13 protein-coding genes and 1 pseudogene are annotated in these 16,394 nt (G+C 49.1%); 11 read left to right on the top strand and 3 right to left on the bottom strand.

Going from position 1 to position 16,394, the window contains the following annotated elements; translation table 11 throughout:
- Positions 1-102 precede the first annotated feature (102 nt).
- The 10 genes and pseudogenes from O3W44_RS07670 (at position 103) to nei (ending at position 8,970) form a co-directional block, all read left to right on the top strand.
- Positions 103-1,059: a YbgA family protein gene (locus O3W44_RS07670; protein ID WP_269292605.1), complete on the top strand. Its 957-nt coding sequence runs from the start codon at positions 103-105 to the stop codon at positions 1,057-1,059.
- A 9-nt stretch (positions 1,060-1,068) separates the two neighbouring features.
- A pseudogene (phrB, locus tag O3W44_RS07665) lies at positions 1,069-2,495 on the top strand (deoxyribodipyrimidine photo-lyase).
- Positions 2,496-2,513: 18 nt separating this feature from the next.
- A complete protein-coding gene (locus O3W44_RS07660) occupies positions 2,514-3,257 on the top strand; it encodes a type 2 GTP cyclohydrolase I (RefSeq protein ID WP_269292604.1) in 744 nt (247 codons plus the stop codon).
- A gap of 147 nt (positions 3,258-3,404) precedes the next feature.
- Positions 3,405-4,061 carry a 5-oxoprolinase subunit PxpB gene (gene pxpB / locus O3W44_RS07655; protein ID WP_269292603.1) on the top strand — a complete coding sequence of 219 codons (657 nt, stop codon included), beginning with the start codon at positions 3,405-3,407 and terminating at the stop codon, positions 4,059-4,061.
- Positions 4,055-4,987, top strand: a complete 933-nt coding sequence (gene pxpC / locus O3W44_RS07650; protein ID WP_269292602.1) for a 5-oxoprolinase subunit PxpC — start codon at positions 4,055-4,057, stop codon at positions 4,985-4,987. The genes pxpB and pxpC overlap by 7 nt, the downstream gene beginning before the upstream one ends.
- On the top strand, positions 4,977-5,714 hold the full coding sequence (pxpA, locus tag O3W44_RS07645; RefSeq protein WP_269292601.1) for a 5-oxoprolinase subunit PxpA: 738 nt from the start codon (positions 4,977-4,979) through the stop codon (positions 5,712-5,714). The genes pxpC and pxpA overlap by 11 nt, the downstream gene beginning before the upstream one ends.
- A gap of 56 nt (positions 5,715-5,770) precedes the next feature.
- Positions 5,771-6,499: a DUF969 domain-containing protein gene (locus O3W44_RS07640; RefSeq protein ID WP_269292600.1), complete on the top strand. Its 729-nt coding sequence runs from the start codon at positions 5,771-5,773 to the stop codon at positions 6,497-6,499.
- Positions 6,496-7,515, top strand: coding sequence for a DUF979 domain-containing protein (locus O3W44_RS07635; RefSeq protein WP_269294391.1), 1,020 nt, complete (start codon positions 6,496-6,498; stop codon positions 7,513-7,515). The genes O3W44_RS07640 and O3W44_RS07635 overlap by 4 nt, the downstream gene beginning before the upstream one ends.
- Before the next feature lie 7 nt (positions 7,516-7,522).
- Positions 7,523-8,170: a pyroglutamyl-peptidase I gene (gene pcp / locus O3W44_RS07630; RefSeq protein ID WP_269292599.1), complete on the top strand. Its 648-nt coding sequence runs from the start codon at positions 7,523-7,525 to the stop codon at positions 8,168-8,170.
- Positions 8,171-8,181: 11 nt separating this feature from the next.
- Positions 8,182-8,970, top strand: coding sequence for an endonuclease VIII (gene nei / locus O3W44_RS07625; RefSeq protein ID WP_269292597.1), 789 nt, complete (start codon positions 8,182-8,184; stop codon positions 8,968-8,970).
- 163 nt (positions 8,971-9,133) lie between these two features.
- Here nei and O3W44_RS07620 read toward each other — a convergent pair whose 3' ends face one another.
- On the bottom strand, positions 9,134-10,210 hold the full coding sequence (locus tag O3W44_RS07620) for a hypothetical protein (protein WP_269292596.1): 1,077 nt from the start codon (positions 10,208-10,210) through the stop codon (positions 9,134-9,136).
- A 504-nt stretch (positions 10,211-10,714) separates the two neighbouring features.
- On the opposite strand from O3W44_RS07620, the gene O3W44_RS24950 reads away from it, so the two are divergent.
- Positions 10,715-11,206: a pentapeptide repeat-containing protein gene (locus O3W44_RS24950; protein ID WP_442954662.1), complete on the top strand. Its 492-nt coding sequence runs from the start codon at positions 10,715-10,717 to the stop codon at positions 11,204-11,206.
- Here the strand turns inward: O3W44_RS24950 and O3W44_RS07610 are convergent.
- Together O3W44_RS07610 and O3W44_RS07605 are read right to left on the bottom strand one after the other, a co-directional pair.
- Entirely contained in the window at positions 11,101-13,728 is a 2,628-nt protein-coding gene (locus tag O3W44_RS07610; protein WP_269292594.1) for a hemagglutinin repeat-containing protein, read from the bottom strand. The two genes, O3W44_RS24950 and O3W44_RS07610, sit on opposite strands and share 106 nt — an antisense overlap.
- Positions 13,703-16,324 (bottom strand): hypothetical protein, encoded by a 2,622-nt coding sequence (locus tag O3W44_RS07605; protein ID WP_269292593.1) that lies wholly within the window; start codon positions 16,322-16,324, stop codon positions 13,703-13,705. Before O3W44_RS07605 ends, O3W44_RS07610 begins: the two co-directional genes overlap by 26 nt.
- Positions 16,325-16,394 lie beyond the last annotated feature (70 nt).

The raw sequence follows: 16,394 nt of genomic DNA, 5'->3' as shown, positions 1-16,394 counted from the left end.
TTAGGTTATTCAGAATTCCTTTAACTTTACGTTATGGCGCTTTCATTGGCGCTATTTTCAGCTACACTTAAACCTCTACAAGTTTTCAGAGGTTGTACAAGTATGAGCGAGAAAATTCCAGTCGGAATCAGTGCGTGTTTGCTTGGCGAAAGCGTCAGATTTGACGGCGGCCACAAGCGGTTAACCTTCGCCACTGAACAACTCACGCCCTTTGTGCGCTTTGAACCTGTATGCCCCGAGATGGCTATTGGTCTGCCGACGCCGCGTCCTGCCTTACGTTTGGTTAAGCAGGATGATGACGATCTGCATCTCTGTTTCAGTAAAGATGGCGGAGAAGAGGTTACGCAGGAGATGCGTGACTGGTCAGCAGCGCGGGTAAAATCACTGCATCACCTGTGTGGCTACATTTTATGCGCTAAATCTCCCAGTTGCGGTATGGAACGGGTGCGTGTTTATGAGCCAGACACCAATAACAACCGCAAAGCCGGAACCGGTATTTTTACGGCGTTTCTCCGCAAAGAGATGCCGTGGCTGCCGCTTGAAGAAGATGGTCGCCTGCACGATCCGGTGCTGCGTGAAAATTTTGTCGGGCGCATCTGTGCGCTGCATGAGTTTAACCAAATGTGGAAACAGGGGCTGACTTCCGCCCGGCTGATTGCGTTTCACACCCGCTACAAACTGCTGTTACTGGCGCATTCTCAGGAAAAATATCGTGAACTCGGGCCGTTTGTTGCATCAATGAATCAATGGGATTCTCTCGATGCCTTTGCTTTTGAATATCGCAACAGACTGATGGCGCTGATGTCGCATCCGGCTTCGCGTCGTAATCACACCAATGTATTGATGCATGCTCAGGGCTACTTCCGGCGTCAACTGAGTTCGCCGCAGCGGCAAGAACTGTCAGCGTTGATTGATCGCTACCGTCAGGGTACGCAGCCGCTACTGGCACCCATCACAATTATCAAACACTACATGGCGGAATATCCGCACCCGTGGCTGGCGCAGCAACGCTATTTTGATCCTTACCCTGAAGCATTGCGCCTGCGCTATGGACAGTAGACCGACGTTATGACGACCCATTTAATCTGGCTGCGTAATGATTTACGTATTAACGATAATCTGGCGCTACACGCTGCCTGCCGCGACAGTCAGGCCCAGGTTATCGCTCTTTATATCGCCACGCCGAAACAGTGGCAGCGACATGATATGGCACCCAAACAAGCCGCTTTTATCTACCAAAGCGTGCTGCTGCTGCAAGCGGCGCTGGCCGAGCGTGGTATAACGCTGCATTATCATCAGTGTGACGATTTTGCTGCCTCCGTTGATTATCTGGTCGACTTTTGCCAGCGTCATGCCGTTGATAACCTCTTTTATAACTATCAGTATGAATTGAACGAGCGCGAGCGTGATGCTAAAGCTGAAAAACGTCTCGATCATGCTGGAGTGATTTGCCAGGGCTTTGATGATAGCGTACTGCTGGCTCCTGGCAGCGTTCAAACCGGCGATCGCAAAATGTACAAAGTTTTTACGCCATTCAGTAAAGCCTTTGTCCGTCGGTTGCATCAGGGATTGCCGGAGTGTGTCACCGCACCAAAAGCGCGTGAAGGCGCACCCTTAAACATCCGTCATGAAATCCCGCCGTTTGATTACCCCAGCGATGCGTTTGATAGCGAACTTTTTCCTGTCGGTGAAGCCGCTGCGCTCAAACAGTTACGCCATTTTGCCCGGCAATCCCTGCTAGATTACCCCACACAGCGTGATGCGCCTGCGCTGGATGGCACCAGCCGTTTATCGGTTTATCTGGCAACCGGTGTGTTATCGCCACGCCAGTGTCTGCATCGCGTTCTGGCTGAACATCCGAACGCACTGAACGATAATCGAGCCCTGACATGGCTTAATGAACTGATTTGGCGCGAGTTTTATCGTCACCTTATGGTGGCTTATCCAGAGCTGTGTAAACACCAGCCCTTCATTCAGTGGACGCATCGGGTTGCCTGGCAGAAAAACGAGGAGCATTTTTCGGCCTGGAAAGAGGGCAGAACCGGTTACCCCATCGTTGATGCCGCGATGCGCCAGATGAATACGCTGGGCTGGATGCACAACCGCCTGCGCATGATCACCGCGAGTTTTTTGGTGAAAGATCTGTTGATCGACTGGCATGAAGGCGAACGCTATTTTATGCAAAAACTGATCGATGGCGACCTGGCCGCCAATAACGGAGGCTGGCAATGGGCGGCTTCTACCGGCACCGATGCGGCGCCTTATTTTCGCATTTTCAATCCCACTACTCAGGGCGAACGTTTTGATAAGCAGGGGGCATTTATCCGTCACTATTTGCCGGAGCTCAAGGATGTGCCCGACAGCGATATTCACAAACCGCATGAGTGGGCAAAGAAACACCACAAGACACTCGATTATCCGACGCCAATCGTAGAACATAAGGAAGCACGTAAAAGACATTAAACGCCTTCGAGCGGGCAAAAAATGCAGCCTGAGGCGGTCAAGGAGCCGAAATGAATCACTACGAATTAGAGCAGATTGTTAACCAACAGTTGGATACCCACAGCTTTAGCGATTACGCACCAAACGGGTTGCAGGTTGAAGGCCGCGCCGAGGTCAAAACGCTTATCACGGGCGTCACGGCCAGCCAGGCGCTGTTGGATGAAGCGGTAGCGCGTAATGCTGATGCGGTGCTGGTTCATCATGGTTATTTCTGGAAGAACGAAGCACCCGTCATTAAAGGCATGAAGCGTAATCGCCTGCGTAGTTTGCTCGCTAATGACATAAATTTATACGGCTGGCATTTGCCGCTGGATGCGCATCCGCAACTTGGTAATAACGCGCAGTTAGCGAAATTACTTGATATAGACGTGCGCGGCGAAGTGATGCCGCTGGTATGTTGGGGCGAGTTAACGACGCCTGTTTCTGGCGAGGCGTTTGCGCAACGCATCGCGCAAAAACTTGGGCGTGAGCCTTTGCACTGCGGTGATAATGCGCCAGCGTTGATCCGTCGTGTTGCCTGGTGCAGCGGCGGCGGGCAAGGCTTTATCGACAACGCTGCGGCGTTTGGCGTAGACGCTTACATAACGGGCGAAGTTTCCGAACAAACGATTCATAGCGCACGCGAGCAAGGCCTGCATTTCTTTGCGGCGGGGCATCACGCCACCGAACGCGGCGGCATCAAAGCATTAGGCGAATGGCTGGCAGACCACTACGGCCTTGACGTCACCTTCATTGATATTCCCAACCCCGCTTAATCCCTTTCCAGGTCCTGTAAATTGCAACAGGACCTAAATCTGTTGACACATCTCTGTCACTTTCGCATAACTGTTGGCTTTATTCAGCTCAGCAAACGTCTGGGCTGAGCGTTTTTAACGCAGGCTATTTATGACTGGAGGTGGCTGTTGCAACGAGCTCGTTGTTATTTGCTGGGTGAGCGCGCCGTGGTGCTGGAGCTAGAGCCGCCAGTATCATTAGTGAGTCAGCAACGCATTTGGGGATTGAATCAGCGACTGCAAGCGCATGATGACGTGCTTGAGGTCATTCCGGGGATGAACAACATCACCATCTTACTGCGCGATCCACAACATAAGGCGTTGGATGCTATTGAACGATTACAGCGTTGGTGGGAAGAGAGCGAAGCACAGTTACCTGAATCGCGTCAGATAGAAATTCCGGTGATTTACGGCGGTGAGGCCGGGCCGGATCTCAGCGTGGTAGCGGAACATGCCGCCATGACGCCACAGCAGGTGGTCGAACTGCACAGCAGCAGCGACTACGTGGTCTATTTTATCGGTTTCCAGCCTGGTTTCCCCTATCTGGGTGGTTTAGATCCGCGCCTGCATACGCCACGCCGGGCTGAACCGCGCGTGCTGGTTCCGGCAGGCTCGGTAGGCATTGGCGGCAGCCAGACCGGCGTTTATCCGCTCGCCACGCCTGGCGGCTGGCAATTGCTTGGTCAAACACATGTTGCGCTATTCGATCCTCAGCAACAACCGCCCACGTTATTACGTCCCGGAGATATCGTCCGTTTTGTGCCACAAAAGGAGGGCGTATGTTAAGAATTCTTCGCGCCGGGCTGGCTTCTAGCATTCAGGACAGCGGTCGTCACGGCTGGCGTCAGTATGGAATTAGCGTTAGCGGCGTGCTGGATCAACCCGCCATGACCACGGCTAATCTGCTGGTTGGCAATGCGCCAGACAGCGCGGTGGTGGAAATTGTTCTCGGTCAGTTTAAAGCAGAATTTATGCGCGATGGCTGGTTCGCACTGACAGGTGCCGGATGTAACGCCGAGCTGGACGGTAAAGCCGTCTGGACCGGTTGGCGCACGCCAGTGAAAAAAGGCCAGGTATTGTCTTTATCGATGCCGTTGCGCGGTATGCGCAGTTATCTGGCGGTCAACGGCGGCTTTGATCTGCCGGAAGTGCTCAATTCAACCAGTACCGATCTCAAAGCGGCCTTTGGCGGCTGGCAGGGCCGCAAACTGCAGGATGGCGATCGCGTGCCGCTGGGCAAACCAACACGGCAGTTCGATAAAAAAGTGGGTGTGCGCCAGTTATTGTGGGGCAACCGCATCCGTGCTTTACCTGGCCCGGAATATCACGAGTTCAGCCGCGAAGCGCAGCAGGCATTCTGGCGCACAGCATGGAAACTTAGCCCGCAAAGCAACCGCATGGGTTACCGGCTGGAAGGCCGTCAGTTGAAGCGTGACACATCACGCGAACTGCTGTCGCACGGCTTGGTGCCCGGCGTGGTTCAGGTTCCGCCGAATGGTCAGCCGATCGTATTAATGGCTGACGCCCAAACCACCGGCGGTTACCCGCGTATTGCCTGCATTATCGAAGCCGACCTCTATCACCTGGCGCAAATTCGGTTAGGCGAACCGATTCACTTTATTCACTGCACGTTGCCGGAGGCGATGCAGGCGCGTCAGCATCAGCAGCGTGCGCTGAACCAGATGGTGTGGGGACTCTCTCATGAAAATTGATTTGAATGCCGATTTGGGTGAAGGCAGCAACAGCGATCGCGCACTGCTGCAGTTAGTCAGCTCAGCCAATATCGCCTGCGGATTTCACGCGGGCGATGCGCAAACCATGTTGCAGTCGGTGCGCTGGGCCAAAGAATTTGGTGTGGCGATTGGCGCGCATCCCAGCTTTCCCGACCGGGAGAATTTTGGCCGCACCGCCATGCAACTTCCACCAGAAACGCTCTATGCGCAGATGATCTATCAAATTGGTGCGTTAAAAAGCCTTGCAGAAAGTGAAGGCGAGCGGCTGGTACACGTTAAACCGCACGGAATGCTGTACAACCAGGCCGCTGCGGATGCCGGACTGGCGGATACCCTTGCTCAGGCGATCAAGGCGGTTGATGCCAACCTGATTCTGGTGGGCCTGGCCAATAGCGAATCGATTCGTGCCGCTGTGCATCACGGTTTACGTATCCGGGAAGAGGTGTTTGCCGATCGTGGCTACCTCAAGAGCGGCGCACTGGTTCCGCGTGGACAACCCGGCGCGCTGATTGAGGAAGAGGCGTTAGCGATTGAACAGACGTTGACGATGGTGCAGCAGGGCAAAGTAAAAAGTATCAGTGGCGACTGGGTCGCAGTCAATGCGCAGACTGTCTGCCTGCACGGCGATGGCGCACACGCGTTGCAGTTTGCGCAGCGTCTTCGTGACGCTTTCGCACAACATCAGGTTGCCGTGAGCAGCGTATAAGTTTTTGTTCAATAGCCCGGCAATGCACCGGGCTTGTTAGCTCATAAGGGTAAAATATGGACAGCGTGGTAAATCTCTGGCCGCTGCTCGGCATTGCTGCCATCGTGGTGGGTTTTGTCTTGCGCTTCAACCCGGTATTAGTGGTAATTGTGGCGGGTTTCGTAACAGGTTTAGCGGCGATGATGCCCGTTAGCGATATTCTGGAAAAACTGGGGGCGGGATTTTTAAATACCCGTAATCTGCCGCTCATTCTGTTGCTCCCCCTGGCGGTTATCGGCCTGCTGGAGCGTCACGGTTTGAAAGAGCGCGCTCAGGCCTGGATTGCACAGATCAAAACTGCGACTGCGGGTCGCTTGCTGGTCGTCTATTTGCTGGTGCGTGAGCTCACTGCGGCGCTGGGTTTAACCAGTCTTGGCGGTCATCCACAAATGGTGCGACCGTTACTGGCCCCGATGGCGGAAGGTGCAACGGAAAACCGTTATGGTGACGTGTCAACTGAAGTCCGCCATCGTCTGCGCGCCATGTCGGCAGCGACAGATAATGTCGGTTTATTCTTTGGTGAAGATATTTTCGTTGCCTTCGGGGCGATTATTTTTATGCACAATTTTATGCAGGAGTCGGCCAATATTCATACCGAGCCGCTGCATATTGCATTGTGGGGCATCCCGACCGCAGTGGCGGCCTTTCTGATCCACTCGGCGCGTCTGGTGCGTCTGGATCGCAAGCTGGCGCGTGAGTTACAGGAATTGAATGGTCAGGCGTTAAAAGCCAAAGGAGGGCAATAATGTTTCAGCAACACTATCTGATGTGGCTGGCAGGCATTATTTTGTTGATGGTTGCACTGCTTTCCTGGCGTGACAAAGCGAACCCGCGTCGCGTAACGACGGGGCTGTTTTGGGCGCTGTACGGTTTGGTTTTTCTGGTGGGTGACTGGACGACAAATTTAGTGATGCAGTTCACCGACTCGCCTGAAGGCGCCAGCCGCACACTGCATATTATTGTGGGCGTTGTGGTGGTGATAATGGCGCTGATTGCAGGCTCAGGCGGCGTTAAATTAGGACGCTATCACCAGCGCAGCAGTGAAGAGAAACAAGCGAGTGCAGTACGGCTGCGTAATAAGCTGTTTCTGCCCGCATTAGCTATTCCGGTTATCACCGTTGTCGGCGTGCTGGCGTTCAACCACATTCCGGGTTTGCAGGAAAGCGTATTTGGTCCGGGCAATCATTCCACGCTGGTAACGCTGTTTTCGATGATGGTTGGCTGTCTGGTCGGCTGGCTGGTGGCATTGAAAATGACACATGAAAAACCGATACAGTCAATGCAGGAGACGCGTCGCCTGCTGGATGCTATTGGCTGGGCGTTTATTCTGCCACAGATCCTGGCCACGCTCGGTTTACTGTTCACGTCGGCTGGCGTGGGTACGGCGATTTCCCACTTAACTGAAACCTATCTGGCCGTCGATAATCGCTTTATTGCCGTGGCTGTCTATGCCATTGGCATGGCCGTACTCACTATGATCATGGGCAACGCCTTCGCTGCGTTTCCGATTGTTACCGCCGGGGTAGGCATTCCCGTTTTAATCCTGCAACACGGCGGCAATCCGGCTGTGATGGCCGCAATCGGTATGTTCTCCGGCTATTGCGGCACCCTGATGACGCCGATGGCAGCGAATTTTAATATCGTGCCTGCCGCGCTGCTTGAACTGCCCGATCGTAACGCGGTCATCAAAGCTCAGGTACCTACCGGTGTGCTACTGTTAATCGTTAACATTTTTTTGCTCTATTTTTTAATGTTCCTGTGAGGAAAACATGAAAACTGTATTGATGACCGCTTTTGAGCCTTTTGGCGGCGAAGATATCAATCCGTCATGGGAAGCGGTGCGGGCGTTGGAAGGTAAACAGATTGCGGGCGCCACTATCGTAACGCGCCAGTTGCCGGTAGTGTTTAGCACGGTATCGGAGGTGCTGTATCGTGCGCTGGATGAAGTCAAACCTGACGCGATTATCTCGGTCGGACAGGCGGGCGGGCGCAGCGATATTACCGTCGAGCGTATTGGTATTAATGTTGATGATGCGCGCATTCCGGATAACGCCGGCAAACAGCCAATAGACGAGGCGATTGTGGCTGACGGGCCAGCCGCTTACTTCTCTCGGCTGCCGATCAAAGCGATTGTTGCAGCGGTTCGCGAGGCTGGCATTCCTGCCTCGGTCTCGCAAACTGCCGGAACCTTTACCTGTAACCGCGTGATGTATAGCCTGTTGCATTGGTTACATACGCAAGGCAATCCGGCGCGTGGCGGCTTCATTCACATCCCTTATCTGCCGGAACAAGCGGCACATCATCCTGGTGCACCCAGCATGTCATTAGCGAGCGTGATTCAGGCGCTGGAAATTGCTGTGCGCGTGACGCTGGAAACAAAAGAAGATGTGAAAGCAGTGGGCGGCGCGACACACTAAGAGGCGGAGAGATGCCAGAAGGACCGGAGATCCGCCGCGTGGCGGATCAGCTTGAAGCAGCAATTGTGGGCCAACCGTTAACGGATGCCTGGTTTGCTTTTCCTGAACTGAAAACCTATGAGTCGTCCTTGATCGGTCAGCAAGTTGATGCGATTGAAACGCGGGGAAAGGCGTTGCTGACACACTTCAGCAATGGCCTGACGCTCTACAGTCATAATCAACTCTACGGTATCTGGCGCATTGTGCCGTCAGGTACTCAGCCTGAATCGAAGCGTCAGCTCCGGGTCAGGCTGACGACGGCGGAGCAGGCTATTTTGCTTTACAGTGCTTCCGATATTGAGTTGTTAAATGCTGAGACGTTAGCCACGCATCCCTTTCTTAATCGCATCGGGCCGGATGTACTGAATGCTGCGCTCACGGTCGAAGAGGTCAAGCAGCGGCTGCTTTCACCGCGCTTCTGTCGCCGTCAGTTCAGTGGATTATTGTTAGATCAGGCGTTTCTGGCGGGGCTGGGAAATTATTTGCGGGTTGAAATCCTGTGGCTGGCGAAACTGTTGCCGCAGCACCGGGCACAATCGTTAACTGAAGAGCAGCTGACAGCATTCAGTGAGGCGTTGTTATCGGTGCCTCGCCACGCTTACCGTATGCGCGGAACCATGAAGAAATACCACGCTGAGGCCGCATTTCGCTTTGAGGTGTTTCACCGACAGGGGAAGGAATGTCGGCGTTGTGGAACGCTGATAGAGAAGGGCGTTTTATCATCGCGACCTTTTTACTGGTGCCCTGGCTGCCAAATTTAATTAGCTGCCCGGGAAATAACCGCTGACGAATCAAATAAATGAAGTCAGTTAGTCTGCTTCCGTGTGGTATCAACGCAACATAAAAAAACGCCTGATGCAGTATCAGGCGTTTTGACGGCATAACATGTCAATTTATGGCCGGTCTGTTTACAAAGCGAATAAATTAACTCATTTTTTTATCTGATTTGAAGATAATGGTTTCTGGCAACAAAGAGCGCCATTCATTGTGACTGTAGGGCGCACTGAGGTTTGCCGTTTTGTCTGGCGCACCGGGACGCGCTATATCGCCATTAAAATCGGGACGATCGTGCGGCTTACCGGTCTGTCCACCAGGGATGCGACTCGGTGAGCCGGTTCCGCCAATAAAGTCAGTGTTGGTTTTGACCTCCGGCGATTGAGTGCCTCCGCTATTTTTATCCCCGGCGTTCTGGTTTGCACCGTTGACGCCATCGTTACCTTTTGCACCGTCCGGTCGGGCGCTATTGCCGTTGAAATCGGGACGATCGTGAGGCTTACCGGTCTGTCCACCAGGGATACGGCTTGGTGATCCGGTTCCGCCAATAAAGTCAGTGTTAGTTTTGACCTCCGGCGATTGAGTGCCTCCGCTATTTTTATCTCCGGCGTTCTGGTTTGCACTGTTGACGCCATCGTTAGCATTCGCACCGTCCGGTCGGGCGCTATTGCCGTTGAAATCGGGACGATCGTGCGGTTTACCGGTCTGTCCACCAGGGATACGGCTTGGTGATCCGGTTCCGCCAATAAAGTCAGTGTTAGTTTTGACCTCCGGCGATTGAGTGCCTCCGCTATTTTTATCTCCGGCATTCTGGTTTGCACTGTTGACGCCATCGTTACCTTTCGCACCGTCCGGTCGGGCGCTATTGCCGTTGAAATCGGGACGATCGTGCGGCTTACCGGTCTGTCCACCAGGGATACGGCTTGGTGATCCGGTTCCGCCAATAAAGTCAGTGTTAGTTTTGACCTCCGGCGATTGAGTGCCTCCGCTATTTTTATCTCCGACATTCTGGTTTGCACTGTTGACGCCATCGTTACCTTTCGCACCGTCCGGTCGGGCGCTATTGCCGTTGAAATCGGGACGATCGTGCGGCTTACCGGTCTGTCCACCAGGGAGGCGCTGAGATGAGCCAGTACCACCAATAAAGTCAGTATTGGTTTTGACCTCTGGCCATTTAGTGGCTCCATTGTTATTTCCTGGCTTGGTGCTTCCGCCGTTACCGTTCACAACACCTGGACGGGCAATATTGCCATTGAAATCTGGTCGAACGTGCGGTTTGCCTGTCTGGCCACCGGGAAGACCTTGCGCTGAGCCAGAGCTGCCAATAAAGCCGGTGCTGGGTTGCACTGTAGGCCATTTTGTTTTTGGTTTGCCGGAATCAGGCGTGTCAGTGCCTGGCTTGCTCGCATCCGGTTTGCCTGAGTCTGGTTTACCAGCGTCCGGTTTGCCCGAGTCCGGTGTGCCTGAGTCCGGTTTGCCCGAGTCCGGTGTGCCTGAGTCTGGTTTACCAGCGTCCGGTTTGTCTGAGTCTGGTTTGCCAGAGTCTGGTTTACCAGCGTCCGGTGTGCCTGATTCTGGTTTACCCGAGTCTGGTTTACCAGCGTCCGGTTTGCCCGAGTCCGGTGTGCCTGAGTCTGATTTGCCAGCGTCCGGTTTGTCTGAGTCTGGTTTGCCAGAGTCTGGTTTGTCAGAGTCTGGTTTACCAGCGTCCGGTGTGCCTGAGTCTGTTTTATCGGTGTCCGGTTTGCTGATATCCGGTTTGCTGAGGTCAGGTTTACCGGTATCAGGTTTATCGGTGTCAGGTTTGCCGGTGTCAGGTTTGCCGGTATCAGGTTTGCCGGTGTCAGGTTTACCAGTGTCAGGTTTGCCGGTGTCAGGTTTGCCGGTATCAGGTTTACCGGTATCAGGTTTACCAGTGTCAGGTTTGCCGGTATCAGGTTTACCGGTATCAGGTTTACCGGTATCAGGTTTGCCGGTGTCAGGTTTGCCGATACCCGGTTTGCTGGTGTCCGGTTTTGGATGATAAGTTCCAGCTGGACCGCCATCAATTTGATCGCCTTTACCACCCTTACCGCCTTTGCCAACTGCACCGAGAGTAAAGGAAATATTGTTTTCGGCTACAGTCTCATCCTGAATAATGGTAGAAAGATTATTACCATCCTGATTGAGATCCCTTTGATATTACCGGTAATACTACCGCCAACATCAATCGTTGCATGTTGATCTTCTTTAAAGTGCTTTTCTTCAACTTTATCGACATAGCCATTAACAGTGGGTAGACCTTTTTTACCAAAGCCACCGCCACCACCGCCATATAAACCAGCCTGTTCAACGCTGTCAGTTAAGGTTATAGCGTTAATATCTCCACCAATATTTACACTGCCTTTTTTCTCATCCGACTTGATATGACCGCCGGTTAGATTGAGATCACCGCCGGTTTTGACATTAAGATCACCGGAGGTAGATATTCCGCTTTGTTCGCCAGTGACACGCTCTGTGCGATATTCACTGCCACCACCGCCATGACCTTCAATAACAGGTTTAACACCAGTGCTTGAGATACTTGCACCTAATGAGCCTCCCCAGTTTTGTTTATCGGCATGATTTTCAAGTGTGTCTTGAACGGAAGTAATTGACAGGTCACCGGCAACATCAACATCAGCATTATTTGCATTGAGGTTGGCACCGGTAAGAGCGGCATCACCGCCTGTTTTTAATGTCAAATTATTACTGTCAATAGAGGCGTTATCATACTTCGTACTGCTGGTGGTGCTGCCTCCTTGATTACCACTGTAATCGAGTGACGCACCGACCCCGGCTCCAGTTGCACCAATACCGCCACCTACTGAAATACCGGCATTATGCGATGAGTTGGACGTCATTTCAGTGCTGGTCGTTTTCGCCGCGTTAATTTCAAAGTCGCCACCGATGTCAAGATTGGTATTTTCTTGAACATTAATTTTGACACCGTTTAAAGTCGTATCACCCTCGGTCTTGATATTCAGGTTATTAACATTGATGTTGTTAATATTCTCTTTTGCTGAATATTTTTCTGAATGATTAGTTGACCGCTCGTGACCAGCAGATACTGAGCCACCAATAACCGTATCACCGAAGATCAGATTCGACATGTCACCGGCGACTTGAGCTGCGGTAGCTCCAGCATTGAGTGACTGTCCATTGCCACTGTCAATAGCGAGATTGGCGGCTTTGTTTGCTGCATCCAGCAGGCCGCTGTGTACCTCACCTTTTACGCCGGTAAAGGAGTCTTTAACAGTATGAGTTTCTTTAACCGTATCTTCATATTTAGTACTGGTTACCTCTTTGGCAATAATATCGAGGGTGTCAGCATTTGCGTTCATTCCACCAATATCCGTGATACCGCCTGATTTAATTGTTAAATCTCCACCCATATCAAACTGAGCGTTGGTATTTGTAGTCGTTTCTAATGTGTTATGCTCATTATGCTTTTTGAGGCCAACTTCAAACGAGCCTGCACTGCCGCTTGAAGCAGCACCTGGTTTTTTACCACCGGTATGAATCGTTGAATCTGAGCCTGTGCTCGTATATTCACCAGAAGATGTTGAACTACTATTACCATTTAAACCGCTATGTTCAAATTCGCCTGAATGACCGAAGGCATTTCCTTGCGCACCGAAAACAAACTCTTTTTGATCAACGGTAGACTCACTCGCATGGTGATCCTGTGAGGTTTTGATAGTGATATCATTACCGGCAACAAGAGAAGAACCTTCTTTCGCAGAAAATTTACCACCTTCAATAACAATATCTTTCTCAGCCTGAATATTCATGCCTCCAGAGCCTGCATCAATATTCGTTGTCACAGAATTAGCATCAACAGAACTGGTCACTTCCTGCCTGTAATTCAGGAAGTTTTTGCTGTCCATCGTATTATTATAATCAGATTTAACTTCATGAACCTCGTTGAGGTTGACTGAGCCTTCAGTTGCCACCAAATCGACACCGTTAGATGCTTTAATGTCGACGCCATGTGAAGTGATGTTTTCACCAAAAATAGTGATTTTTTGCTCAGAAGAGATGCCATCTTTATATTTTCCAATATCTTGATTACCATTATTGTCAAAACCTGAACTGGCAACCAAATTCACATCCCCCTCTTTAGCATAAAGTGTAACATCACCTTGGCCATCAATAGCTGCACCAGAATTAAGGATATTTCCTTTTTCCGAAACAACGGTGACTTTACCACCAGAATTTATACCTGCATTGGTGCCAGCACCGATATTTTTAAAATCCCCTTCAGCCGTAATATGGACATCACCGCCGGAGGAAATATTACCGTTAATATTATTAACTTCGGTAGCATCACTCACAAAATGTTTACCAGCATGAAGAGTACTGGTGCCATTAACCTGGCCTGATTTGACTTCTTTTAATGATTCAGGAGCAAGATAAACGCGTGGCACCATAACCTTGATGCCATCTACGTCTTCTTCGACAAACCAGACAATATCCTGTTTCAAAGAAGCTTGCTGTTCCGCTGTTAAAGCCTGGCCTGGCGCAGGAGCATCTTCCATTTGGCTGATTTCTTCGCCTGCATTATCCATTAACATGGTGACAAGGTCTGGTCCTTCGACACCATGTTTAATCAAATAGAAGGATCCTAAATTTTCAGTGATGCTTTTTTGTATAAGCTCATTGATAAAGTAGTTGTCGCCAATAACATAGTGTGGCCGTTCAGGCTCGTAGCCGATTTTTTTCAAAGAAATAATCGGAGCCGTGGAAATCCTCTTGATTGATCATTTCAATACGGGTTTCATACAAAGGAATTATCGCATCCTGGCGATTATCTTTAGTAATTTTCACCTCAGAAATATCAGGGAGACCTTTTTTCTCAAAAAGAAGCGTGTTTTCAGTTAAATCATCAACAGAAGGCAATGAACCAATACCATTTTGAGCAATTTCAGCATAATCTTTTTCATTTACTTTTACGTTAAAACTACTGTCAATGGTATCAACTTCGATACCATTGATTTCAACCTTAGTCGTGTTATTCCCTTCGTTAATTTTCATTGCATCTTCATATTCACTGCCGACTAAGCCGTTATTTAATGAACCATTGGTGTGAATAAAGTTTCCGCCAGCAACAATTTCGCCTTTATCGTGAGGCACAAAAAAGTAACGCTTATCTTTTAAGGCCTGGCCATTATTAGCATTAAGATCAGTCCATTTCTGACGCATAACACTATATGAAGTATTTTTCCATGCCGAACCGAAAAGAGAATTCATAAGCTGGTTCATGACTGGCGATGTATCAGCTGAATTTCTTAAACTGTCATAAAAGCTTGATTTTTTTGAAGTCGCTTCGCTACTGTTCCACCATCCCGGCTCGGAATGAGTTTTATCGGGTGTTCCATTACCGAAGATGTAATTTAAGTAAGAATCAATAGTATAAAAATTGGCGTTGCGTGCTCCTTCTTCAATGACCTTCCAGAAATAGGTTATTTTAAAAGAATCTTCATTATAAAGCCTGATGTAATCATAATATGAAAGCGTTTCATAATAAGGTGAATTATAAACATCACCATCCATATAAATATTTTTTGCAGCTGAGATAAGCCCGCCCTGGTTATGAAGGGCACGGGGTTTGTTATCACTTTCTTCTTTACGTTGGTTGATGTATAGATTACCTGATGTGGATATTTCAGCCAGGCGAGTGCGCATAATATCTGAGGTCAGCTCAGGGAGTTTATAATAGGTGCTAAATTTATTATAAAGGACATTTGCAAAACCGTTATAGTATTCTACATGACCAACGCCAACATTGAGTGGCCCAATATCCCAACCACCTTTAAAGGCACTAATGTTTTTCAAAACGGGCGTATCAAGATAAATATCACTCTTCGCACGTATGTTGCCGGTATTGTTTATGGAATTACCAGCATCCATTGCTATTGTATTATGGCTGAGAACTTGTCCGTCGTTAGCAATGGTACGTTCGGCAGTTGCGAAAAGATCGCCCATAGAAATTAAAATGGATTTGAATCCAATGATAATGTCTTGTGCTTGCAAATAGATATTTTTTGTAGAAAGTATGCCAGCGGCATTGTTAACAAAAAGGGCTTTATCTGATGATAATGTAATCGATCCGGCATTTTCGATATTTTTTGATACTCTAATATCACCATCAGTGTTAAGTTTGAGGTGATCAGCAGAAAGTCCTCCCTGCGTGCCATCCAGCGTAATATTACCTTTGGTATTGATATTTAAATCATAGTCAGCAGAAATAATGCCTGTGCGATTTTTTAAGCTAGCAGTGTCTAAAGTGAGGTTACCATTACTGAGTATTTTTCCCCAGTTGTTATCAAGATTAGCAGCGTTGATTGAATTGCCATCTGTTTGACCTGTTGCAATTGTAGATTCATTTTTTAATGCGTCTGTTTTGATGTTAAGGTTTTCACCATAAATAACAGCATTAGACATGTTGCTCAGATCATCGCTGGTTAATGTCAGTTTACCACCAGACGCGATTTGGGCTTTATCTTTATTGATAATGGATTTTGCAATGATGTCGGCGCTGCCGCTATTGTTTTGAATGCTTGCAGAATCACTATTTGTTAACTGCTGAGTGTTAACAATAAGGCCATTGGCACCCATGATCAGAGCTGACATTAAATTAGTTAACGATTGAATGTTTGTAATAACTAATTTATCTAACGCAGCCAGGCTAGCGTTATCTTGGTTAACTAAATTGTTTACTTTATCAATAACAACATTCATTTGACTGTAAATATTAGCTAAAGGACCTTCATTAATTAAATCTTTAGCGCCTGAAATGATTAATGATTGATTCGAAGCAATCTGACCTTTGTTGTGAATGTGTTCATTATTAACTAAGCTGACTTCACGCGTTGTCGTGATTTTACCGGTAGATTCATTTAATATTTTTTCAAGGTTTTCTAAACGAACTTTAATGTCCGAATGAATATTGCCCTTGTTGATAACAGATTTTGCGTTAGAAATAGAGAGGTTTTCAGCACCTAAAATTGTACCGCTATTATCTAAATTAGCATTGGCAAGGTTGACATCCAGAGCCTGAATTAGTCCATCAAAATAATTGAGTAATTGAGCGACTGAATTAATCGTCAGTGATTGAGTAGCATAAAGGGATCCATTATTTTTAATGGAGTCGATATTTTCTAACGAAAGGTTCTCGCTAGATGAAATAACTGCGCCCTCAATATTTTCTAAAGATTTAACATGAGAAACAGAGACGGAGCCATCTTTGGCATAAATTATGGAGTCTTTCCCTTTGTTGCTGACCTTATCAATGTTTTTTAAGTTAATAGTTTTAGCCACTATGCTTCCATTTTCATTACTCAAATTTTTCATTTGAGACAAATCAAGATCACCCTCCGTAAAAATTTGG

It is taken from the genome of Pantoea sp. LMR881 (assembly GCF_027157825.1).
Taxonomy (GTDB): Bacteria; Pseudomonadota; Gammaproteobacteria; order Enterobacterales; family Enterobacteriaceae; genus Pantoea; species Pantoea haifensis.
This window is presented reverse-complemented; position numbering and strand designations above follow the sequence as displayed.